General features: G+C 71.7%; 24 protein-coding genes. 15 read left to right on the top strand and 9 right to left on the bottom strand.

Going from position 1 to position 20776, the window contains the following annotated elements; genetic code table 11:
- Positions 1 to 230 precede the first annotated feature (230 nt).
- On the bottom strand, positions 231 to 989 hold the full coding sequence (locus DDE18_RS08185) for an alpha/beta fold hydrolase (RefSeq protein ID WP_211754472.1): 759 nt from the start codon (positions 987 to 989) through the stop codon (positions 231 to 233).
- A 36-nt stretch (positions 990 to 1025) separates the two neighbouring features.
- Here DDE18_RS08185 and DDE18_RS08180 point away from each other — a divergent pair, with 36 nt between their 5' ends.
- Positions 1026 to 1445, top strand: a complete 420-nt coding sequence (locus tag DDE18_RS08180) for a hypothetical protein (protein WP_165821105.1) — start codon at positions 1026 to 1028, stop codon at positions 1443 to 1445.
- Positions 1446 to 1591: 146 nt separating this feature from the next.
- Here DDE18_RS08180 and DDE18_RS08175 read toward each other — a convergent pair whose 3' ends face one another.
- Complete coding sequence (locus tag DDE18_RS08175) at positions 1592 to 2155, bottom strand: hypothetical protein (protein WP_116571744.1); 564 nt, start codon at positions 2153 to 2155, stop codon at positions 1592 to 1594.
- 284 nt (positions 2156 to 2439) lie between these two features.
- On the opposite strand from DDE18_RS08175, the gene DDE18_RS08170 reads away from it, so the two are divergent.
- The 5 genes from DDE18_RS08170 to DDE18_RS08150 all read left to right on the top strand — a co-directional run bounded on the left by DDE18_RS08170 (position 2440) and on the right by DDE18_RS08150 (position 5852).
- Positions 2440 to 3816: a pyridoxal phosphate-dependent decarboxylase family protein gene (locus DDE18_RS08170; RefSeq protein WP_116571743.1), complete on the top strand. Its 1377-nt coding sequence runs from the start codon at positions 2440 to 2442 to the stop codon at positions 3814 to 3816.
- Between the two features lie 126 nt (positions 3817 to 3942).
- Positions 3943 to 4182, top strand: coding sequence for a hypothetical protein (locus tag DDE18_RS08165; RefSeq protein ID WP_116571742.1), 240 nt, complete (start codon positions 3943 to 3945; stop codon positions 4180 to 4182).
- A 121-nt stretch (positions 4183 to 4303) separates the two neighbouring features.
- Positions 4304 to 4945: a LysE family translocator gene (locus tag DDE18_RS08160; protein ID WP_116571741.1), complete on the top strand. Its 642-nt coding sequence runs from the start codon at positions 4304 to 4306 to the stop codon at positions 4943 to 4945.
- Positions 4946 to 5029: 84 nt separating this feature from the next.
- Positions 5030 to 5422, top strand: coding sequence for a hypothetical protein (locus DDE18_RS08155; RefSeq protein WP_116571740.1), 393 nt, complete (start codon positions 5030 to 5032; stop codon positions 5420 to 5422).
- A 91-nt stretch (positions 5423 to 5513) separates the two neighbouring features.
- Positions 5514 to 5852 carry a cupin domain-containing protein gene (locus tag DDE18_RS08150; protein WP_116571739.1) on the top strand — a complete coding sequence of 113 codons (339 nt, stop codon included), beginning with the start codon at positions 5514 to 5516 and terminating at the stop codon, positions 5850 to 5852.
- 18 nt (positions 5853 to 5870) lie between these two features.
- On the opposite strand, the gene DDE18_RS08145 is transcribed toward DDE18_RS08150, so the two are convergent.
- The gene (locus DDE18_RS08145) at positions 5871 to 6485 is read right to left on the bottom strand and encodes a TetR/AcrR family transcriptional regulator (RefSeq protein ID WP_116571738.1); all 615 of its coding nucleotides are present in this window, start codon (positions 6483 to 6485) and stop codon (positions 5871 to 5873) included.
- A gap of 135 nt (positions 6486 to 6620) precedes the next feature.
- Between DDE18_RS08145 and DDE18_RS08140 the strand changes: the two genes are divergently transcribed.
- The 3 genes from DDE18_RS08140 to DDE18_RS08130 are packed head-to-tail and all read left to right on the top strand — an operon-like array spanning position 6621 to position 10081.
- Positions 6621 to 7415, top strand: a complete 795-nt coding sequence (locus tag DDE18_RS08140; protein WP_116571737.1) for an SDR family NAD(P)-dependent oxidoreductase — start codon at positions 6621 to 6623, stop codon at positions 7413 to 7415.
- Positions 7416 to 7420: 5 nt separating this feature from the next.
- A complete protein-coding gene (locus DDE18_RS08135) occupies positions 7421 to 8548 on the top strand; it encodes a DUF5938 domain-containing protein (RefSeq protein WP_116572005.1) in 1128 nt (375 codons plus the stop codon).
- Positions 8549 to 8551: 3 nt separating this feature from the next.
- Positions 8552 to 10081, top strand: a complete 1530-nt coding sequence (locus tag DDE18_RS08130; protein ID WP_116571736.1) for an acyl-CoA synthetase — start codon at positions 8552 to 8554, stop codon at positions 10079 to 10081.
- 44 nt (positions 10082 to 10125) lie between these two features.
- Here DDE18_RS08130 and DDE18_RS08125 read toward each other — a convergent pair whose 3' ends face one another.
- On the bottom strand, positions 10126 to 10995 hold the full coding sequence (locus DDE18_RS08125) for a LysR family transcriptional regulator (protein WP_116571735.1): 870 nt from the start codon (positions 10993 to 10995) through the stop codon (positions 10126 to 10128).
- Between the two features lie 82 nt (positions 10996 to 11077).
- Here DDE18_RS08125 and DDE18_RS08120 point away from each other — a divergent pair, with 82 nt between their 5' ends.
- The 3 genes from DDE18_RS08120 to DDE18_RS22620 are packed head-to-tail and all read left to right on the top strand — an operon-like array spanning position 11078 to position 13085.
- Positions 11078 to 12343 (top strand): MFS transporter, encoded by a 1266-nt coding sequence (locus tag DDE18_RS08120; RefSeq protein WP_245916515.1) that lies wholly within the window; start codon positions 11078 to 11080, stop codon positions 12341 to 12343.
- Between the two features lie 36 nt (positions 12344 to 12379).
- Positions 12380 to 12829 (top strand): PaaI family thioesterase, encoded by a 450-nt coding sequence (locus tag DDE18_RS08115; protein ID WP_116571733.1) that lies wholly within the window; start codon positions 12380 to 12382, stop codon positions 12827 to 12829.
- A 16-nt stretch (positions 12830 to 12845) separates the two neighbouring features.
- On the top strand, positions 12846 to 13085 hold the full coding sequence (locus DDE18_RS22620; protein WP_133241188.1) for a hypothetical protein: 240 nt from the start codon (positions 12846 to 12848) through the stop codon (positions 13083 to 13085).
- Here the strand turns inward: DDE18_RS22620 and DDE18_RS08110 are convergent.
- On the bottom strand, positions 13063 to 14877 hold the full coding sequence (locus DDE18_RS08110; RefSeq protein ID WP_116571732.1) for an AfsR/SARP family transcriptional regulator: 1815 nt from the start codon (positions 14875 to 14877) through the stop codon (positions 13063 to 13065). The genes DDE18_RS22620 and DDE18_RS08110 overlap by 23 nt on opposite strands.
- 95 nt (positions 14878 to 14972) lie before the next feature.
- Between DDE18_RS08110 and DDE18_RS08105 the strand changes: the two genes are divergently transcribed.
- Complete coding sequence (locus DDE18_RS08105) at positions 14973 to 15806, top strand: class I SAM-dependent methyltransferase (RefSeq protein WP_116571731.1); 834 nt, start codon at positions 14973 to 14975, stop codon at positions 15804 to 15806.
- On the opposite strand, the gene DDE18_RS08100 is transcribed toward DDE18_RS08105, so the two are convergent.
- The 3 genes from DDE18_RS08100 to DDE18_RS08090 form a co-directional block, all read right to left on the bottom strand.
- Positions 15787 to 17025, bottom strand: a complete 1239-nt coding sequence (locus tag DDE18_RS08100; RefSeq protein ID WP_116571730.1) for a hypothetical protein — start codon at positions 17023 to 17025, stop codon at positions 15787 to 15789. The two genes, DDE18_RS08105 and DDE18_RS08100, sit on opposite strands and share 20 nt — an antisense overlap.
- Before the next feature lie 62 nt (positions 17026 to 17087).
- Positions 17088 to 17498: a hypothetical protein gene (locus DDE18_RS08095; protein WP_116571729.1), complete on the bottom strand. Its 411-nt coding sequence runs from the start codon at positions 17496 to 17498 to the stop codon at positions 17088 to 17090.
- 103 nt (positions 17499 to 17601) lie between these two features.
- A complete protein-coding gene (locus DDE18_RS08090) occupies positions 17602 to 18753 on the bottom strand; it encodes a YibE/F family protein (RefSeq protein ID WP_211754470.1) in 1152 nt (383 codons plus the stop codon).
- A gap of 143 nt (positions 18754 to 18896) precedes the next feature.
- Between DDE18_RS08090 and DDE18_RS23975 the strand changes: the two genes are divergently transcribed.
- Together DDE18_RS23975 and DDE18_RS08085 are read left to right on the top strand one after the other, a co-directional pair.
- Positions 18897 to 19019, top strand: a complete 123-nt coding sequence (locus DDE18_RS23975; protein ID WP_281258359.1) for a hypothetical protein — start codon at positions 18897 to 18899, stop codon at positions 19017 to 19019.
- On the top strand, positions 19016 to 19783 hold the full coding sequence (locus tag DDE18_RS08085; RefSeq protein WP_245916514.1) for an ABC transporter permease: 768 nt from the start codon (positions 19016 to 19018) through the stop codon (positions 19781 to 19783). Before DDE18_RS23975 ends, DDE18_RS08085 begins: the two co-directional genes overlap by 4 nt.
- 25 nt (positions 19784 to 19808) lie before the next feature.
- Here DDE18_RS08085 and DDE18_RS08080 read toward each other — a convergent pair whose 3' ends face one another.
- Entirely contained in the window at positions 19809 to 20726 is a 918-nt protein-coding gene (locus DDE18_RS08080) for an ATP-binding protein (protein ID WP_116571727.1), read from the bottom strand.
- Positions 20727 to 20776: the final 50 nt, after the last annotated feature.

The following is a 20776-nucleotide window of genomic DNA, read 5'->3' as shown; positions in this document are numbered from 1 at the left end:
GGTGCGACGATCGTGACCGTTGCCGGCGGACCGATGCGGCACGTGCCGGGCCGCGGACCACCGAAGCCGGCTGGGAGTGAAGTTGGTGCGGTCCGCGGTGCCCGGCTGCGTCGCGACGACGATCCGGATCGGTCGCTCGCCCAACTGGAAGAGCTGGAGCCGTACGCCGAAAAGAGGGCGATTGTGCTGCGGGTTCAGGCGGTCAACGCAACACCTCGGCTAGTGCTACGTCATGCGGCTCGTTCGAACCAGTCGAGCGCGAGGTCGGCGACTGCCGCGGGGGCGTCGTCGGTGATGAAATGCGCTGCGTCGTCGACGTAGGCGAACTCGACGCGATCGGCGTACCGCTTCGGATTGCGGCAGACACGCCCCAAGAGCTCCTCGGTCCAGGGGCGGTCGCGGCGGCCGAATACGACGAGGGTCGGCACCGTGAGTCGCCGGCGGCGGTAGACGCCGCGCATCATGCGCATGGCTTCCGGCAGGACCATGCCTCGCGTGAGCGGACGCACCGCGCCGTCGATGTCGGGTCGGCGCATCGGGGCGAGGTGGGCTTCGACGGCTGCCTCCGAGATCGGGCGGGCGACGTAGGCCTCGGAGAAGACTCCGCGCAGGGAGGCGCCCGGGCGGTGCCAGATGAACGGGGGCAGGTGCCGGAAGCCCGGGAGGAGCCCCGGACTGAACGTCATGAAGCCCGGCGGCACGGAGAGTTGTACTGCTGTTCGAACCCGCTCGGGGTGGTCATAGGTCAGCTGCATCGCGGTGATGACGCCCATGTCGTGGGAGACGAGGTGGGCGCGCTCGATGTGGAGGACGTCGAAGAGGGCAAGCAGGTCGCGGAGCCAGGTCTCGCGTTCGATACGCGGATCGTCGGCCACGGTCCAGCCAGCCCCGCGCAGGTCGGGGCAGATGACGCGGTAGCCGCCTGCGGCGATGACCGGAGCTATGGCCTGCCACTGCCACCAGTGCTGGGGAAATCCGTGCAACAGCACGACCGGTTCGCCCTCGCCGATGGCGGCGACGTGAGTATGCAGGCCGGGCGTCTCGACGACGAGATGGTGGAAGCCGGACGCCTCTGGCAGCCGCGGCGACCAGGCCGAGGCGTCGACGGAACGGGTGATGCGGGGCTCGGGCTGATCGAGGGCTTGTGCGCCATGGCCGAACTGCAGACCGGGCCGTTCGCCGCGCGCACCCGCGCACGCTACGCCCTCTTCCTCGAACTCGCCGGCGACCCTGAGCTTGGCGAGCCGCTGCGGCGGCAGCGCCGCGAGTTCGAGCGGTGGACTGAGCGGATCGTGGTCGCCGTCGGCATCGCCGAGCCCGTGCCGGCGACCCGGGCCCTCATGGCGCTCGCCGACGGACTGCTCCTGCACCGGCTCACCGTCGACCCTGATCTTGACATGCGCCCCGCCATCGAACGTGCGGTGCGCGCCCTCGCGGAGTCCTGACCTGACGCTCCAGCGCAGACACAAACAGAACACCGCCAAGACAGACTTCCGTCGAGGACGTGCGCGACTATGCCCCCCCGGGTAAGCCTTGGTCGGCCCGAGGTGGGAGGCGTTCGACCGGCTGGACCGCTGCGCCCGACTCAGCATCAGTCCGGGCAGGTGCCACCCGTGCGCTCGTAGATTGCCTTGACACCGGCCGACAGCCGCTCGACACGCGGTCCCTCGACCTCGAGGCCGATGAGCATCATGCAGCGGCCCTGGGTCCAGTAGACGTGGCCGATGGCGTTGCCGTGCAGGTCGGGCCCCGTCCACCCCTGTGCGCCGGGGACATCGGGAACCTGGAACCGCTCGATCTTCGCGCCGGGGATCTGGTGCTGGATCGCCTCGTCGCTCGTCTCATAGGCCATCCAGTTGCGTGCCCGGGCCTCGGTCTCGAAGAGCAGGACGCTGCTGACGCCGCCGCTGCGGTGGCCTTCGGCGGGCTGATAGGTGGTCGAGATGTAGCCACTGCGCCGAAGCCGCTCGGCGCCGCCCGTGGGCAGATCGAACGGTTCCCCAGAGACGGTCTGCGGCGACGACATCGGTTCCAGGCCCGGGACCTCGTCGGCTTGCAGGAGGTACCGATCGAGGTTGGACGGCGCGACGGTCGTGGCCGTATCCGTCGTGCTCGTCGCTCGATCGGATTCACCTCCGCACCCGACGATGAGCACGCCGAGGAGTCCTGCGAGTGCACTGCTCGATGCACGAGGCGCCATGTCTCACGATCCACCTCGGCGTGCCCCGCCGCAAACAACGGTGCGTCGAGACGTCTCCGCGGACGCACTGATCTGCCGCCGATCGGTGACGGCAATGAGCCTGCGACTTCGGTCCCCGTGGTGGTTGTTTCTGAGTCATCCTGTCTGGTGGAGGCTACGCGGAGGTCCTGGCGTGGGGCGCCCGGTTCTGTGGCTTTCCTTGGCAATGGCCGGACCTGACTTGAAAGGTGCGTGATGAGGTGGGCCGCACACCTGACGCCGCGGGGGCCCTCGCCCGCGCGCACGAGCACGCCTTGACGTGGCTGTCGACCCTGCCCGCTCGTCCCGTACCTCCGGCGGCCTCGGTCGCCGAGGTGATTGCCGCCCTTGGCGCGGAGCTGCCCGACGGCCCGACCGATCCTATGGCGGTCGTGGACCTGCTGGCTGGGGCGGTGGAGCGGGGGCTGACGGCGATGCCGTCAGGTCGATTCTTCGGGTTCGTGATCGGGGGCACGCACCCTGCGGGGCTAGCGGCGGACTGGTTGACCTCGGCGTGGGACCAGAACGCCGGGCTGCGCCAGGTCACGCCTGGGGCGACCGCGGTCGATGACGTCGCCGAGGCGTGGGTGCTGGACCTCCTGGGCCTGCCCGGGGGCAGCGCCGTCGGCTTCGTGACCGGTGGGACCATGGCCAACTTCACCTGCCTGGCCGCCGCCCGCGACGCGGTGCTCGCCCGGGCTGGGTGGGACGTTGGGGGCTACGGCCTGGTCGGCTCGGCGGGGGTGCGCGTGCTGGTCGGTGCGGAGCGTCACGGCTCCGTTGACCTGGTGCTGCGCTACCTCGGCCTCGGTGCGCCGGAACTCGTCCCGGTTGACCAGCAGGGCCGGATCGACCCGGCCGCGCTCCGCGAGAGGCTCGGGGGCGGCGATGACCGGCCAGCGGTGGTGGTTCTTCAAGCGGGCAATGTCCACTCCGGGGCGTTCGATCCGTTCGAAGCGGCGATCGCGGCGGCGCACGAGCACGGGGCGTGGGTGCACATCGACGGCGCGTTCGGGCTCTTCGCCGGTGCCACTCCGGCGTACCGTCACCTCGTCCACGGCTACGAGGCCGCCGACTCATGGGCGACCGACGCCCACAAGACGCTCAACGTGCCCTACGACTGCGGGTTGGCGATCGTCCGCGACCCGACCGCGCTGCGGGCCGCGATGTCGATGCACGGTGACTACCTGATCCAGGACGCCGCGGGCGATCCCTTCGAGAAGGTCCCCGAGTTGTCTCGTCGCGCCCGCGCCTTCACCGTGTGGGCGGTACTACGGTCGCTCGGCCGCAGCGGGGTCGCCGAGCTCGTCGAGCGTCTGGCCGGCCATGCCCGGGCGTTCGCCGACGGCATCGCTGGCATCGAGGGTGCCGAGGTGCTCAACGACGTGGTCTTCACCCAGGTCTGCGCGGCCTTCGGAGACGACGCCCGCACTCTCGACGTCGTCCGCCGGATGCTGGACGACGGCACCGCGTGGACCAGTGGCTCGGTCTGGCGCGAGCGGGCCGTGCTGCGCATCTCGGTGAGCAACTGGTCAACCACCGACGCCGACGTCGAGCGCACCCTCGACGCCCTTCGCGCTGCCGTGACCGCGTCGTGACAGGGGCCCGACCCACGCAACCCGTGACCACGGGCGGACCGCTGCGGGGTCGGCAACCGACGCTGCCGTGCCGTCGGAACTGGCGATGTGCGGCCGCCTGTCGCCCGCACCTGAGACACTCCCCGCATGAGCCATGAGGTCGCCCACGAGAAGGGCTCCGAGATGCGGCAGCGCTGGGCTCCGTCGCCGACCGTCGCGTGGCTTCCCGGAACCGCGTTGCTGTTCATTGGCATGTGGATGGTCACCGATGGCGGCCTCAGCCTGGGATGGGGGTTCTGTGCTCTTGGACTCGCACTGGTGCTCGTCGGCGCGGTCGCGCACGGTGTGGCGTGGGGAATGGACATCCACAAGGAACGTCACTCCTAGCCGAGGTCTCTTGGCCATCATCGGAGGGGCCGCACTGCGTACCGGCAGAAAATCGGCGGTGGCGGGCCATCGGGCGGTGGGTCCGCCTCTGGGCCAGTGACCCGCCGGGTACCTTCGCGTCATGCAGCTCGTGTCACTGGCCTCGTTGCTCGGCGTCGTGGTGGTCGCCCTCGGGATGGTGCTGACTCCGGGGCCTAACATGGTCTATCTGGCATCGAGGTCGATCTCGCAAGGACGACGTGCCGGTCTTGTGTCGCTGGCCGGGGTCGCCCTCGGATTCATCGTCTACCTGCTCGCGGCGGCCGCCGGCCTGTCAGCCCTCTTCGTGGCCGTGCCCGAGGCCTACCAGGTGGTGAAGCTGGCTGGCGCGGCGTACCTCGCGTGGCTGGCCTGGCAGATGCTCCGGCCGGGCGGCGGGTCCCCGTTCGAACCACGCGACCTCGCTCCCCACTCGCCGCGCCGCCTGTTCGGCATGGGGGTGGTGACCAACCTGTTGAACCCCAAGATCGCGCTGATGTACGCCGCGCTGATTCCACAGTTCGTCGACCCCGCGCTGGGCGCTGCGTGGTGGCAGTTCCTCCAGCTGGGAACGGCGCAGATCGTGGTCGCAGTGACGGTCAACGCCCTCATCGTCCTGACGTCCGCCGCCCTGGCCGGGTTCCTCACCCGACACCCCCGTGTCCTCCAGGCGCAGCGATTCGCATCCGGCACCCTGCTCGGCTTCTTCGCCGCCAAGATGGCCACCAGCCGGCCGCACTCATAGTCCGCACTCATAGTCAACGTGAGGCATGTGCGGATGCCGACTTCCGGCGCACACTGAGGCATGCGAAGACGGTGGATCGCCGCTGTGCTCGCCGCTCTCATGGTCGGCGGGTTGTTCGCGGTCACAGCAGCGCTCGCGTCCGGTCCGGCGGGCGAGACGACGGCTGCCACACCCGCGCGTGACACCGACGACCGCGATCAGGGCGACGGAGAGGAGTCCGGTCACGGCCCCCCGCCATGGGCGCACTCGAACAAGGCTGCCGCGATCGACCACGGCAAGAACGCGGCCTGGAAGGAAGCCTGGCGGCGGCTCACACCCGCGCAACGGGCGCGGAAGATGACGGACCTCGCCGACGCACACGCCGCAGGCATGCGCACGTGGAAGCGCTGCGTCGACGCAGCCGCGGACGACGAGACCAAGCGGGCTGCCTGCGAGAAGCCACTTCCTCCCGGCTTGGCCAAGAAGCAGTTGCGCTAGCTCCTGGGGGGCGCGTGGATGTGCCGCCCCGGTAGCCGCGCAAAACCGCCGATCCTCTGCGGCGTGTCCGGCGCGCGGTCATGCTCATGGTATGAGCCTCGATCCCACGGTCACGAACCCCGAGCACTACAAGGTCATCTTCGAGAACGACAAGGTCCGCGTCCTCGAGTACACCGATCAGCCGGGCGACCGGACGACGCCACACACCCACCCGGACAGCGTCATGTACACACTGAGCAGCTTCCGCCGGCGCCTGGTCTCCGGGGAGCTGCAGCGAGAGGTGGAGCTCGAGTCGGGGACCGTGGGCTGGCTGCCTGCCCAGCGGCACCATGGCGAGAACATCGGCGACACCCCGACGCACGTGGTCTTCGTGGAGCTGAAGGGGGCGAGCGAGGGCGCGTCCGGCCCCGACGGGCTCGGCCCGGAGTAACCGGCCACGGCCAGAGTCTCAGCGCCGCAGCATCAGCGGCATCAGCTCGTGCACCTGCGCGTCGAGCACGGAGAGCGCGCCGTCCTGCCCGCCGACGTGGCCGAGCAGTGCCTGCTGGAAGACCCCGTCGAGCACGCCGTACGCCGCGTTGGGAGTGAGTGCCGGTGCGGCGTCCGCCAGCTCGGCGTAGCGCGTGACGACGCGCCAGACCATGTCCTCGAGAGTCCGGTCGATCGCCGTCACGGCCTCCCGCAGGTGCTCCTCGAACATGCTCTGGGCGCGGAGGTCGTACCAGAGGCGGTGCATCGGGGCCTCGTCGATGATCGTCTCGGCGAGCTTGGCCGCGAACGCGTCGACCAGGCCCTCGGGGGTCGTGGCATCGGCGACCACGCCGTCGTAGCGCGTCACGCAGGTCTTCTTGTACTCCTGCACGCAGTAGACGATCAGCTCGAGCTTGTCGCGGAAGTAGTAGTGCACGACGCCATGGCTGAACTCCGAGTTGTGCGCGATCTCGCGCAGGCTGGCCCGGGCGTAGCCGAGCTCGCCCAGCGTGCGCAGCGCTGACTCGGCGAGCGCGCGACGGCGCTCGTCGTACTTGTCCTCGGGCGGCTTGCGCATGGTCCGGGTGGCCATGGCGGACACCCTACCTCCATACCCTTGACATTCGGCCAGAAAAGACTTGACGAATGTCCAGAAAAGTCTTGACATCCGTCAAGACCCGGGAGCAGTGTGACGCCCATCACCCGGCGTACCGAAGGAGACACAGCCATGACCGATCTCGACCTCACGAGGCGCAAGGCCCTGGTGACGGGAGGCGCACAAGGACTCGGCGAAGGCATGGCGCAGGCGCTGGCCGCGGCCGGCGCCAGCGTCGTCGTCGCCGACCTGCAGGACGACCTCGGCGCCAAGGTCGCAGAAGGCCTCGGCGACGGGCACGGCTACGTCCACCTCGACGTCAGCGACGACGCCAACTGGGAGGCCGCGGTGGCCCAGGCGGTCGAGCAGCTCGGCGGCCTGGACATCCTGGTCAACAACGCCGGCGTCGAGATCACCAGCCTGATCACCGAGATCGACCCGGCCGACGTCCGCAAGATGCTCGAGGTGAACGTGTTGGGCACCGCCCTCGGGATCAAGCACGGCCTGCGCGCGATGCGTCCGGGCGGTGCTGCCGGACAGGGCGGCAGCATCGTCAACGTCGCCTCGGTCGCCGCGACCATCGCCTTCCCGGCGATCTCGGTCTACTCGGCCACCAAGTCCGCGTGCGACCGCCTCACCCGGGTGGCCGCGATGGAGAGCGGCAAGCTCGGCTACGGGGTTCGGGTCAACTGCATCTACCCCGGCCTCGTCCCCACCGCGATGGGCGCCGGTCTGGCCCACGACGTCGCCGAGCTCGGCCTGTTCGGCTCCGTCGAGGAGGCGATCGGCGCCGTCGTCGAGCTGACCCCGTCCGGCCGGCTCGGCGAGGTCTCCGACATGGCCGACGCGGTGGTCTTCCTCGCGTCCGACGCGGCCCGGTTCGTCAACGGAGTCGGCCTGCCGGTCGACGGCGGAATGGGGATGTGAGCACCATGAGCGACAAGCCCGTGATCGTCTACGGCGCCTCCGGCTACACCGGCCGCCTGGTCTGCGAATACCTCCGCCAGTTCAACGTGCCGTTCCTGGCAGCCGGCCGCAGCGCCGACAGGCTCACCGCCTCCATGGACGCGCACGTGCCCGGCATCGAGACCGCGCAGTACAACGTCGCCGAGGTCTCCCACGACGTCGAGTCCCTCACCGACCTGTTCAAGGGCGCAGCCGTCGTCTGCAACACCGTCGGCCCGTTCAGCAAGTATGGCCCCGAGGTCGTCGAGGCCTGCCTGGCCGCGGGCGTCCACTACGTCGACACCACCGGCGAGCAGGACTGGCTGATCACCTGCGACGAGCAGTACGGCGCGGACTTCGCCGCCGCGGGTCTGCTGCTCTCCCCCGGCCTCGCGCAGATGTACACGACCGGCGAGATCGCGGCCCAGCTCTGCCTGGAGAGCCCGGGCCTGGACACCCTCGACATCGCGGTCTTCTGGGGCGGCAGCCCGACTATCGCCTCGACCCGCACCATCCTGGTCAACGCCGCGACCGCGGCCGCGCACTACCTCGAGCAGAACTCCTACGTCCCCTTCGACCCGGCCCAGGGCCTGGTGCCGCTGGTCGTGCCCGGCCAGCACGAGCTGGCGCTGTCCCTCCCGTGGGGCGGCACCTCCCACCCGGTGTGGTTCAAGCACGACCCGCGGGTGGCCAACGTGAAGGCGCAGGGTGGTGTCTTCAACGCCGCCCTGATGAACGGCGTACCCCAGATCGTGGCGGGCGCCCTCGAGGCGACCAAGGACATGTCGCCGGAGGACCGTGACACCGCCCTCGACGCGACGGCGGCGCAGGTGATGAACCAGATGCCGCCCCGGGAGAACCCGAGGGTCAACAAGTCCCTCGACTCGGTGCACGCCTCGGGCCCGCTCGGGCGCGCGCACTGCGTCATCCACGGCAACCAGAACTACGCCCAGACCGGCCTGCTCCAGGCCTACGCCGCGTATGCGCTGCTGCAGCAGCAGCCGAAGCAGGTCGGCTTCGCGTCCGGCTGCCAGGCGTTCGGCCACCGGGAGCTGCTCGGCGTGCTGCGCAGCTTCGGCCTGGTGTCCGAGCCCGTCCTGACGGTCCAGGGGTGACGCGTGCGTCTCGTCGACCACCTCGACAAGGGCTTCTCGCTCGGCGCGGACGCGCCCTGCCTGGTCTGTGACGGCGAGACATGGTCGTACGCCGAGGTGCGGGGGCTCAGCTTCCGCATCTCGGCGGCCCTGGCCGGCTCGGGCGTCGTGCCCGGCGACAAGGTCGCGATCCTCTCCGCCAACGACCCGCTGGCCTTCAGCTGCGTCTTCGGGATCAGCAGGGCCGGAGCAGTCTGGTGCCCGGTGAACCCGCGCAACGAGGCGGCCGAGAACCGCGAGCTCCTCGACCTCTTCGAGTGCTCGGTGCTGATCTTCACGTCGGCGTACGCGCCGCTGGTCTGCGAGATCCGCGACGCCCTCCCCCGGCTGACCACCCTGGTCTGCCTCGATGCGCCCGTGGAGGGCGCGCTCAGGTGGGACGAGTTCCTCGCGCGCGGCGAGGGCACCGTCGTCGACCGCGACGCGGACGACGACCTCGCGATGATCGTCGGGACCGGCGGCACGACCGGGCGCCCGAAGGGCGTGATGCTCACCGGCGCCAACCTGGAGGCGATGACGGCGCTCACACTGATGAGCTATCCGTTCTCGCCGCGGCCGGTCTACCTCGCCCTCGCGCCGCTCACCCATGCAGCCGGCGTGCTCTGCTTCCCGGTGCTCTGCCACGGCGGCTCGCTCGTGGTGATGCGCACCCCCGAGGTGGCGGCGTTCCTCGAGAACGTCGAGCAGCACCGGGTGACCCACACGTTCCTGCCACCGACGCTCATCTACATGGTGCTGGACCACCCCGGCCTGGCCGGCGCGGACCTCTCCTCGCTGCAGTGCTTCTGGTACGGCGCGGCCCCGATGTCCGCGACGCGCCTGACCGAGGCGCTCACCCGGATCGGGCCGGTGATGGCCCAGCTCTTCGGCCAGACCGAGGCGCCGATGATGATCTCGACGATGGCTCCGGCCGACCACTTCCACGCCGACGGCAGCGTGGCCCACGAGCGGCTCTCATCAGCGGGGAGACCGTCTCCGCTGGTGACGGTCTCCATCATGGGCGAGCCCGGCACCCTCCTCCCCACGGGCGAGCGCGGCGAGATCGTCGTCCGCGGCAGCCTCGTGATGCGTGGCTACTACCGCGACGAGGAGGCGACGAAGGAGGCCTCCGCCCACGGCTGGCACCACACCGGTGACATCGGCTACCTCGACGAGGACGGCTTCCTCTTCATCGTCGACCGGGCCAAGGACATGGTGATCACCGGCGGCTTCAACGTCTACTCCACCGAGGTCGAGCAGGCCCTGATGGCGCACCCGGCCGTGGCCGACTGCGCGGTGCTCGGTCTGCCCGACGAGAAGTGGGGCGAGCGCCTCACCGCCGTGCTGCAGCTCAAGGCCGGCCACAAGGCCGACCTGGGCGAGGTCAAGGAGTTCGTCAAGGCCCGCCTGGGCAGCGTGAAGACGCCGAAGCAGGTCGAGGTGTGGCCCGACCTGCCGCGGTCGAAGGTGGGCAAGGTGCTGAAGACCGAGATCAGGGCCAGCCTGCTGGCCTGACCCGGTGTCAGCGGCTCAGGGGAAGCCGTCTCGCCTGGACAGGGTCAGCGGTGGAGCGAGGCGACGAAGTCGCGCAGCCGGGCGGCAGCGGGTGCGAGTGGCCGGTCGGTCCGCCAGGTGAGCCCGACCGTACGCCGGGCGCGTGGCGTCGTGAGGGCGAGCCCCACCGACCCGGTCTGACCGGCGAGCTGCTCGGGCACGACCGCCACCCCGAGGCCTGCTGCCACGAGCCCCTCGACGGTCGCCAGGTCCCCGCTCTCGAAGGACACCTGCATGCCGATCCCTGCCTCGGCGAGCAGGTCGTTGACCAGGGACCGGAAGCCATACCCGACGGGGGTGGTGATGAGCTCGTCCTCGGCGACCTCGGCCAGGTCCACGCGCCTGCGCCTCTTGAGCCGATGAGTGGGCGGCACGATCAGGACAAGGCGATCGTGCTGGAGCGGCAGCCAGCCGAAGTCGCCCTCGGGGCGCGACGACGTGATCGCGAGCTCGGCTGCCCCGGTCGTGAGGTCACGCAGCATGTCGTGCGCCGGCTCCTGGCTGAGCAGCACGCGCACCGCAGGGGCCTCCTCGTGGAACGCCCGCAGCAGCTGCGGGACCAGGGAGGTGGCCATCGAATCGAGGAAGGCCAGTCGCACCACACCGCTGTCGGGGTCGAGCCGGCTCGCGAGCTCGGTGACGACCCGCTCGTAGCGCGCGACCACGTCCCGCGCGCCCTCGACGACGAGCTCGCCGAGGGGATTCGGCCGTACGCCGCCCGGGAGGCGCTCGAAGAGCCTGGCGCCGAGCTCCGCCTCGACCCTGGCCAGGGCCCGGGACAGCGTCGGCTGGCTGACTCCGAGGATCGCGGCGGCGTCGGTCACGTGCTCGTGCTCCGCCAGGGCCACCAGCCACGCCAGATCACGCACGAGCATGGCGGCATCATACGTATCCTGCATGGATATGCGACTTCTTGAGCATTGGACGCATGACCCCTCTCGGGTTCACGCTGCTCTGGTGAGCACCACCCACGCGCCCTCTCCCGCGGCTGCCGAGACGGGACACCTGCCTGGCACGCCGGGATACCGCCGCGTCCTCGCGGCGGTCTTCGTCGCCGGCATGGCGACCTTCGTGCTGCTCTACGACACCCAGGCGCTCCTCCCCCTGCTCGGCGAGGCCTTCGCCGTGACCCCCGCCCAGAGCACCCTGACCATGTCCCTGACGACAGCGGGCCTCGCAGGTGCGCTCCTTGTCGCCGGCCCGCTGTCGGAACGGGTGGGACGGACCCGGCTCATCCACCTCTCCCTGGGGTCCTCGGTCCTGGTGGCCGTCGCGTGTGCGGCGGCTCCGACCTGGGAGGCGCTCCTGGCGCTGCGTCTGCTCGAGGGCGTGGCGTTGGCCGGCCTCCCTGCGGTCGCGACCGCCTACCTGCGCGAGGAGCTCCACCGGTCGGCCCACGCGCGCGCGGCGGGCCTCTACATCGGTGGCACGGCACTGGGCGGCATGGCCGGCCGCCTCGTGACCGCCCCCGTCGCCGACGTGCTCGGGTGGCGGTGGGCGATGGCGGCTGCGGCCGCGTTCGCCCTCGCTTGTGCGGTGGTCGTCTGGCTGCTGCTCCCTGCGTCGCGCCACTTCGTCGCGAGGCCGATGGACCTCGGCCACCTGTTCGCGATGGCACGCGCCGCGGGCACCGATCGGGCCCTGCTGGCCCTCTACGCACTCGGCGCCTGCGCCGTGGGGGCCCTGGTCGCCGTGTTCAACGCGCTCGGCTTCCGGTTGATGTCGGCGCCGTTCGGCTTGAGCGCGGGCGCCCTGAGCCTCGTCTACCTCGTCTATCCCCTCGGCACGGCGTCCTCCACGCTCTCGGGGCGCCTCGCCGACAGGATCGGGCGCCGCGCGATCATGCCTGCCGGATGCGTGATCGCGCTCGCCGGCGTCGGGCTCTCCCTGACCCCCTCCCTCCCGGTGATCGTGCTCGGTGTCGCCGTGCTCGCGATCGGGTTCTTCATCGCCCATGGGCTGGCCAGCGGGTGGGTCGTCGCACGCGCCCACGCGGCCGGCACGAGCACAGGCCAGGCCGCGGCGCTCTACCTGTTCGCCTACTACGTGGGCTCCTCGGTCTTCGGGAACCTCGGCAGCGCAGCCTGGGCCCGCAGCGGCTGGACCGGCGTGTCCCTGCTGGCCGGCGGCCTGCTCGTCGTCGCCTGCCTCCTGGCGGCCTCCCTCCGGCGGATCCCGCCCCTCCTCACCACGAGCGGTCAGCCGGCGGCGCCCACGTCGTAGTCGGCGGCGCGAGGCCCGCTCTGCCACGCTGGGCACGTGGACGCACTCCAGGACCGCTACTTCCCCGACCTGCCCTGCTTCGGGTGTGGCCCCGCCAACGAGAAGGGGCTTCGGCTGAAGTCCTACCTGGGGCCCAACGGCACCGTCGTCGCGACGTTCATGCCGTGGCCCGAGCACGACAACGGCGTGGGCTTCCTCAACGGCGGCATCATCGCCACACTGCTCGACTGCCACAGCGCGGCCGCGGTGACGCACACGGCGTACGAGCGCGGGTGGACACCGCTGGGTGACGCCCTGCTCCCCTACGTCACCGCAGGCATCGACGTGCACTACCGCCGTCCGGCGCCGCTGCGCGACGAGGTCTCCCTGGTGGCGGGCGTGTTGTCCGGTTCGGAGGACGCCATCGAGGCCGAGGTCCGCCTGGAGTACGACGGCAAGGTGCGCGCGGAGGGCACCGCCCTGTGGAAGCGCTGGCGGCCGCGCTGAGCGCTACCCTCGCAGGATGGTGATCCGACTGGCCGTGCTGGCCGTCGCGGGCATCTTCAGCCTGCCCGTGACGGCGTACTTCCTCGACGGCGAGCGCACCGAGAACTGGATCCTGCCGGTCCAGCTGCTCGTGATGGCCGCGCTCGGCGCCCTGCTGTGGCCGAAGCGGCTCGTCGGGGCGCTGATCGGCGTCGGGATGGGCCTGGTCGGGGTGGCGGTGTTCTTCCTGCTGCTCAACGGCTTCGAGGGAGCGTGAGCGCGGGGTTGTCCACCTCCGCTGCCAGCACCTGAGCGGCCTCCGCGGCGGCTTGGTCGCCCAGCCGTCCACGATGTGCGTATGCCCGGGCCACCAGCTCCCGCATGCCGGTGCGCGCGGCGAGCGCCTCGAGGTCGTCGATGTGCTGGGAGGCCTGCCGCGGGTCGTGCGCGACCGCCAGGCCGCAGAGCGCATCGAGGCAGTAGCCCTCGATCCAGAGGTAGGCATCGGGCACGCGCACACACCGGGTGCGCGCGTCGGCGAGCCGGTCCATCCCCTCGGAGATGTCGCCCCGGGCGGCCGCCACGAGCCCGAGCCCCCGGCCGGCCATGCCCTCCCAGCACGGGTCGTCGAGCTGCACGGCCATGGCGTGAGCGTGCTCGAACGCCCCCGAGGCGGCGTGGAGGTCTCCCTCGAGCAGGTCGACCTCGGCGAGCAGCGACTCCGGCAGGGGCACGAAGGCCGTCCAGCCCACCGACCGGGCGGAGTCGATGGCAGCGGTGAGGGAGGCGCGAGCGCCGGCGAGGTCGCGGCGGAGGAGGCGCACCCGGCCGGCGAAGGTGAGTGCCCACACCTCGACCTGCGCGTCCCGATGGGCCCGCGCGAGCTCCAGGGCTTCCGCAAAACCGGCCAACGCGCGCTCGTGACGCCCCAGGTCCGTGTCGACCACCCCCGTCAGCGCGCACGTCCAGGCCCTCTCGACCCCGTCCCCTCCGGACAGCTCCCTGGCGTCGTCCAGCCAGCGCCGGGCCCGGTCGTAGCGGCCGCGCAGCAGCTCGACGTAACCGAGGTCCCGTCTCGCCTGGGCGGCCGCCCCGGGCGTCCCGGTGAGATCGGCCAGGGCGATGGCTTCGAGCAGCACCTGGGCGCCCTCCCCGTCACGGCCCCGCACCGCGTGGACGAGGGCGGAGCCGAGGGCTGCCCGGGCCCGGATCCGCAACGCCGGATCACCCACGCTCTCCGCCTCGTCCACCGCCTGCCGCAGCAGCCGGATGGCCGTGTCGGACGCACCGGCCTGGGCGCTGCTCACACCCGCCTCGAGGCGGGCCACGGTGGACGCGCGCGACGGAGCCCGGTCGGACAGCGCCCGCCGCTGCACGGCCGGGCCGTCAGCCGCATGGAGCACGGCGATGCCCGGCACGGCACCCAGCTCGCGGCGGAACAGTGCGACGCAGGCATCGCGCTGCTGCTCGGCCGCGAGCCGGTCGCCGGCGGCCAGGTAGCCCCGGATGAGCAGCTCCTGGGCGTCCTCGTCGAGGGGATTGGCCGCGACCAGCCGGCCGGCAAGGTCGACGGTGCGTACGCCGTCCCCGGCCGCGAGCCGGGCACGCGCCGCCTCGCGCAGGACGTCCTCGGCGGCGGCGGCGAGCCGGCGGCGCTCGGCGAGCAGCCACGCCTCGAATCCGGGGCAGGCTCCCAGCGGCATGTCCTGCAGCAGGTCGCAGCCGAGGCCAGGCAGGTCCATGGCGTGGCGCCAGCTGCTCGCGGTCAGCGCCTGGGCGTCGACGAAGGACCCGGGCGCGAGGGTCAGCACCACGGGGTCTCCGCCGAGGGTGGCGTCGGGGCCCAGCAGGCTGCGCAGCTGGGACAGGTTCCAGCTCAGCGCGTTGAGCGGGTCGGCCGCGTCCGAGAAGAGCAGCTCGGCGAGCCACTGTCGCGTGGGTGCGGCCCTGGTCAGCGTGAGGTAGGCGAGGAGGGCCCATGCCTTGCGCCCGCGTGGTGGCGGCTTGGTGCCACCATCGCGGGAGACCAGGGGGTGCGGCCCGAGCAGCTGGATGCGGAGATCCGCCACGCCCGGATTGTGGCACGACGGGAGCCGTCACAGGTGGGATCACAGGGTCTCTCCCCATGCTGACCAGACCAGTCGCCACCTCGAGGAGAGCACCCATGACCGACACCGCACCCACAGACGTCTCCGCAGACCAGGCCCTCAAGGCGAAGCACCGGGCGATGTGGGCGTCCGGCGACTACCCCGCCATCGCGACCGAGGTGGTCGCGCCGCTCGGTCCGGTCCTGGCCGAGGCGTGCGGGATCACCAGCGGCCAGCGGGTCCTCGACGTCGGAGCAGGCACCGGCAACGCCGCCATCGCGGCCGCTCTCCAGGGCGCGCGCGTGGTCGCGAGCGACCTCACCCCCGAGCTCTTCGACGCCGGCCGTGCCGCCGCCGAGGCGCAGGGGGCGACGCTGGAGTGGCAGCAGGCCGACGCCGAGGCGCTGCCCTTCGGCGACGCCGAGTTCGACGTCGTGATGTCCTGCATCGGCGTGATGTTCGCGCCACACCACCATCAGGCTGCCGACGAGCTCGTCCGCGTCGCGAAGCCGGGCGCCACCCTCGGGTTGCTCAGCTGGACGCCCGAGGGCTTCATCGGGCAGATGTTCGCCACCATGAAGCCCTACGCTCCCCCGCCGCCGCCGGGCGCGCAGCCGCCGCCCCTGTGGGGCGACGAGGAGCACGTGCAGGAGCTGCTCGGCCACCGGGTGACCGACGTGAGGACCGAACGCCGCGCGCTCACCGTCGACCGGTTCGGCTCGGGCGAGGAGTTCCGCGACTTCTTCAAGGCGGTCTACGGGCCGACGATCGCGGTCTACAACTTCCTGGCCGCCGAGCCGGAGCGGCAGGCGGCCCTCGACCGGGACCTGGCCGAGCTCGGCGAGCGATACGACCAGGGCGGCGGCGTGATGGACTGGGAGTACCTGCTGCTCACCGCCCGCACGGTGTAGCCGTCACTCCGGTCCCCCGGGTCGCCCGCCACATCCGGAGCCCGGCACCGTCGTCGGTCACGAGCAAGGCATCCGGCTCGTCAGGGGACGCGGCCACCGCCAGCGCGTGGTCGGCGGCGGTGCGGGGCTGCACCGGCACCTCGACCTGCCGCCAGGTCGTCCCGTCGACCGACCGCCAGAGCTGGTAGGCCGAGCCGTCGCTCACCGTGGCCAGCAGTCCGTCGGCCGACGTGACCAGCGAGGCGACGTACGGCGCGGCCGAGGCGTCCGCCGCCCATGACCCGAACGCCACCGGCTCGGCCCAGTCGCCGTCCTCCCGCTTCCAGGCCGCGAAGCCGTCGCCGCTGATGCCGACGGCGACCAGCCCGTCCCCGAGCGGCACCACGCGCACCGCGTCGTCGTATCCTTGCGTGCCCGGCAGGCGCTCCCGGGTCCACGTGGTGCCGTCCCGCGACACCCAGGCGAAGGGCTCGTAGTCGACTGCCCGGCCCGACTCGGTCGAGGTGCCGCCACCCACGACGACCCAGCCCTCGGCTTCGGACCAGGTGCCGGCCTGGGCCAGCGCGCGGGTCCGGTCGTCGTCCGCGAGGCCGGGCACGCCCTCGAGCAGGGTGAACCCGCTCGGGTCGTCGGTGACCCAGACGGCCGGCCCACTGACCCGGTTGCCGGCGATCAGCCAGCCCTGCGGTCCGCCGCTGATGGGGCCGACGTTGCTGGCATGGACGCCACCGTAGAGGTTGAACGGCGCCTGGACGTCGACGAGGACCCCGTCTGCGCGAAGGTCGAAGGTCGTGACCCGGGGATTGCCGTGACCACCGCCCGACCGGGCGCCCACGGCCGCGAGCCGGCCCTCGGAGCAGGCGGCGGAGTTGAGGATCGCGCGCTGCCCCCAGAACGTCGACGCGTCGATCGGCACCGGCGCCCAGGTGGTGCCGTCGATCGAGATCCAGGCTGCCGGCCGGGTGTCCTGATCCTCGGTCGGACGGGCGAGGAACACCGCTCCCACGACGTACCACCTCGTCGTGCCCTGGTCGGCGCAGTGCACGACGCTGCGGCCCACCACACGGCCCGGGGCGCCGGGATGGGCGGGCAGCTGCACCTCCTCCCAGGCCACCTCGACCGGCTGGTCGGAGTCGGTCGAGGAGTCGGAGGCGGTGCAGGAGGTCAGCGCGAGGCTGGCGGCGGCGAGGCACCCGGTGGCACGCAGTCGGACCGGCACGCCCTCACGATAGAGCTGGAGGGGCGCGGCCCGAGCGGCCGCGCCCCTCTTGATGCCGGGTGTCAGGCGCAGTCGGGCTCCGCCGCGATCAGCGGGAACAGGTCGCCCTCGACGTCCATGTAGTTGAACGGCACCGGTTCACGGCCGGCCCTGTGGGCAGCCCCGCCGCCGACGGTCGCCTTCATGTGCACGTTCGGCTCGGACTCGAGGCCTTCGATCTCCATGATCTCGGCCGCCCACTCGTCGGCGTGCGCGGCACACGCGGGCGACGCGCCACCGAAGTTGACGACGGCGAACTCGATGAAGTCGCCCAGGGGCATCCAGGCGGTGCCCTCGGCGACCTGCGCCTGGGCGGCCTCGTTGAAGTTGACCAGGCAGTGGTGGGCAGAGGCCGGCCCGGCGGCCAGCAGCGCCACAGCGCTCGCACCGGCGATGGCAGCCCAGGCGCGGCGGAGGATGGAGGTGGTGATCATTCGCAGGTGTCTCCCCTGTAGTCGGTGCGCCCGCTCCGGGCACCGTCCGAGGCTCTCGGTCCGAGCGGTGCACGCGCATCCATCCCGAGGATGATTCTGCTGCTCAGGTGGCCTTCCCGGACGCGAGTGCGGCGAGCGCCGTGGTCACCGGGACCGCTGCGATCAGGCCCAGCGTCGCGACGGCGCTGCGCACGATCTCCTGGGCGATGATCTGGTCCGTCACGACCCCGCCGAACGACGCGCCGTCGGCGACGATCAGGATCAGCAGCGGCAGCGACGACCCGGCGTACGCGAGGACGATCGTGTTGATCACCGAGGCGATGTGGGAGCGGCCCACGCGACTGCCGGCCCGGTAGAGCTGCCCGAATCGATACGACGGGTTGGCGCGCGCGAGCTCCGTGACCGTGGCGGCCTGGGTGACGGTCACGTCGTCGAGCACACCGAGCGAGCCGATCACGATGCCGGCGAGGAGCAGGCCCTCCATGTTGACGCTGTGGGTGCTGACGACGGACGTCGAGATGTCGTCGGTGACGCCGGTGAGGTGGAGCGCGGCGACCGAGGCAGCGGACAGCAGGCCGGTGAGGGTGAGGCTGGCCAGGGTGCCGAGCACCGCGACCGTCGTCGAGAGGGCGAAGCCGTGCGTGAGGTAGAGCACCGTCAGCACGATCGCGGAGGAGCCCACGATCGAGACCAGCAGCGGCGGCTCGCCGGCGAGGATCGCCGGCACCACGAACAGCAGCAGGAGCGCGAAGGTCAAGGCGAGCCCGGCCAGGGCCGTGATCCCTCGCCAGCGCCCGAACGCGATCAGGGCGAGGACGAACGCCACGGCGAGCACCCACAGCTCGGTGGCTCGCTGGTGGTCGATGATCGAGTAGGCGGCGCCGTCGGGCGTGCTGGTCTCGATCAGCACCACCGCGTCCCCCTCGGCGACCTCCGGCGCGCCGGGGCCGCTCGGCAGGAGGGTCTCGAGCTGCTCGCCCGCCTCGGCGCCCGAGGTGACCCGCACCTGCGCCGTGCCGCACCCGTTGACGTCCTCGTCGACGCCCCGGGGGCAGTCCTCCCGCTGGATGGCGGTGATCTCACCCTTCAGCTCCGACACGCCGGCCGGCTGCTCGGTGGCGACCGTTCCACTCGACGGCCACAGCCAGACCATCAGTGCCAGCGTCACCACCGCGATCGGGACGATCACGGCCAGAGCGAGGCGGCGCATGCTCCGGGTCTCCGGCGCGGCGTGCCTCGGATGGTGTGCGCCCATGCGCTGCGGCTCCTCATCGGGTCGGGGACCGTCGACGGCTCATCCTGCCACCGACCACGGGGCGCACCGCGCGGGCGTTGGACGCCGGGATCGGCATCCACCACGATGCTCCACCAGGGCATCGATCCGAGGAGGACGACCAGATGACCACGCACGACCTCATCGACCACCCGACCTGGCGCGGTGCAGCAGAGACCTCCATGCCGCTCGTCGTGATCATGCTCGCCGTGGCGGTGCGCCTCTCGCGCGAGGTCAGCCTGCGTTGACGAGCGCACCCGACACGGACTGGAGGCTCGCGGTCGTCCTCCTGGTGCTGGTCGTCGCGGCCGCATTCACCTCGCGAGTGGCGGGCCTGGAGGTGGAGCGGGATCACGTCACCGCAGCAGTGCGCGCGGTCCTCCAGCTGGCGGTGGTGAGCGTCGTCATCGCGGCGGTCATGCAGTCGCTGTGGTGGTCTCTGGCCTTCGTCCTGCTCATGTTCGCCGTCGCCACTGCGACGTCGCACCGGCGGATCGGCGCCCAACCCCGCCAGTCCGTGTGGGTGGCCCTTGCCATCGCTGCGGGGGCCGCGCCGGTCATCGCCCTGTGCCTCGGCTCAGGGGTGATCCCACTGAACGGCGCCGGCGTGATCCCGATCTCCGGAATCCTGATCGGCGGTGCGATGACCGCCAGCACGTTGACGGGGCGCCGGGCTTTCGACGAGCTGTCGGCACACCAGGGTGCGTACGAAGGGGCACTGGCACTGGGCCTTCCCTCGACGTACGCCGCCCACCTCGTGATCCAGCCGAGCGCGCGCGAGGCACTCACGCCGGGACTCGACCAGACCCGCACGGTGGGACTGGTGACCCTCCCGGGTGCGTTCGTCGGCGTGCTGCTCGGTGGCGGCTCCGCAGTCGAGGCCGGCGCCGCGCAGGTGCTGGTGCTGATCGGCCTGCTGGCCGCTCAGGCGATCACCACCGCGTCGCTGCTACGGCTGATCGCAACGGGCAGAGTGGTCCGCGGAGACCTGCGCGCGGTCCATCCCCGTTGACCGACGCCGGCGCACGGCGTGCGCGTCACGGAGAGCATCTGCGCAAGCCGGGCTCCAGGACGAACCACGCGGTCGTCCCTGCGGCATCGAGCTCCGAGCCCCACCTCCTCGACAGCGCCGCCACGAGCGCCAGGCCGCGACCGTGCGCCGCCAGTGGCTCAGCCTCGGCATCCGGGTCGACGCGGTCGGCGCCTCCGTCCCGGACCGTGACGGTCAGCACTTCCTCGTCGAGCACGGCCCGCACCTCGCACCCGCCGGCGGTGTGCACGATCGCGTTGGTCACCAGCTCGCTCAGGCACAGGACCGCGGTGTCGAGCGTGTCGTCGTCGACTTCCCAGGCCGTCAGCTGACCGCGCAGGAACGAGCGGGCCCGCGAGACCTCCTGCGGGTCGGGCGCCACGGGATGGGTCGCCACTCTTGCCCCGGGGGGCACCGGCTCCTCCTCGAGCGAGCGGCTCGGCAGCCTGCTCGCGCGCTGGGCGGCCCGCAGGCGGGCCCCGAGATCCGCTCCCAGCTCCTCGAGCTCCCGGCGCTGGGCGGCGTCGAAGGGCTGGGGCCGCACATAGAACAGCACGACCCCACCGAGCACCTGCCCGGCGGCGCGCAGCGGGACCGCGGCCAGGCTCGGCGTCGCCCCGGTCTGGCGGGAGATGAACTCGGGATAGGAGACCGCCAGCTCGGTCAGGTCACCGGCCACCAGGTCGCTCGTGCGCACCGCGGTGTTGAGCGGGACGTCCAGGTAGGCGTCGATCTGGCACCAGTCCACGCGCTCGGCGTTGTCGCGGTCACTCGCGGTGAAGAACAGCCGGCGGCCGCCTCCCTCGACCAGAGCCACTCCGACCCGCCGTACCGACGGCAGCGCACCCAGCCGCTCGAGCGCCGCCCGGGCCCACACGTCGACTCCCGCCGCTCGTCCGGGGGCGAAGGAGACCACCTGCTCCATGCGCCTCAGCCTAGGCCGCGGCTTGGTGACTAGCCCGTAACCCTCTACCC

The sequence above is a fragment of the Nocardioides gansuensis genome (assembly GCF_003076135.1).
GTDB lineage: Bacteria > Actinomycetota > Actinomycetes > Propionibacteriales > Nocardioidaceae > Nocardioides > Nocardioides gansuensis.
Note: the sequence above shows the minus strand (reverse complement) of the source record. Positions and strands in the feature narration are given on the sequence as shown.

Coding starts and splice junctions, on each gene's coding strand:
- DDE18_RS08180 (WP_165821105.1), top strand. CDS start 1,026: ATGCAGGCCGGGCGTCTCGACGACGAGATGGTGGAAGCCGGACGCCTC.
- DDE18_RS08165 (WP_116571742.1), top strand. CDS start 3,943: ATGAGCCATGAGGTCGCCCACGAGAAGGGCTCCGAGATGCGGCAGCGC.
- DDE18_RS08160 (WP_116571741.1), top strand. CDS start 4,304: ATGCAGCTCGTGTCACTGGCCTCGTTGCTCGGCGTCGTGGTGGTCGCC.
- DDE18_RS08150 (WP_116571739.1), top strand. CDS start 5,514: ATGAGCCTCGATCCCACGGTCACGAACCCCGAGCACTACAAGGTCATC.
- DDE18_RS08145 (WP_116571738.1), bottom strand. CDS start 6,485: ATGGCCACCCGGACCATGCGCAAGCCGCCCGAGGACAAGTACGACGAG.
- DDE18_RS08140 (WP_116571737.1), top strand. CDS start 6,621: ATGACCGATCTCGACCTCACGAGGCGCAAGGCCCTGGTGACGGGAGGC.
- DDE18_RS08135 (WP_116572005.1), top strand. CDS start 7,421: ATGAGCGACAAGCCCGTGATCGTCTACGGCGCCTCCGGCTACACCGGC.
- DDE18_RS08125 (WP_116571735.1), bottom strand. CDS start 10,995: ATGCTCGTGCGTGATCTGGCGTGGCTGGTGGCCCTGGCGGAGCACGAG.
- DDE18_RS22620 (WP_133241188.1), top strand. CDS start 12,846: ATGGTGATCCGACTGGCCGTGCTGGCCGTCGCGGGCATCTTCAGCCTG.
- DDE18_RS08105 (WP_116571731.1), top strand. CDS start 14,973: ATGACCGACACCGCACCCACAGACGTCTCCGCAGACCAGGCCCTCAAG.
- DDE18_RS08095 (WP_116571729.1), bottom strand. CDS start 17,498: ATGATCACCACCTCCATCCTCCGCCGCGCCTGGGCTGCCATCGCCGGT.
- DDE18_RS08090 (WP_211754470.1), bottom strand. CDS start 18,753: ATGGGCGCACACCATCCGAGGCACGCCGCGCCGGAGACCCGGAGCATG.
- DDE18_RS23975 (WP_281258359.1), top strand. CDS start 18,897: ATGACCACGCACGACCTCATCGACCACCCGACCTGGCGCGGTGCAGCA.
- DDE18_RS08080 (WP_116571727.1), bottom strand. CDS start 20,726: ATGGAGCAGGTGGTCTCCTTCGCCCCCGGACGAGCGGCGGGAGTCGAC.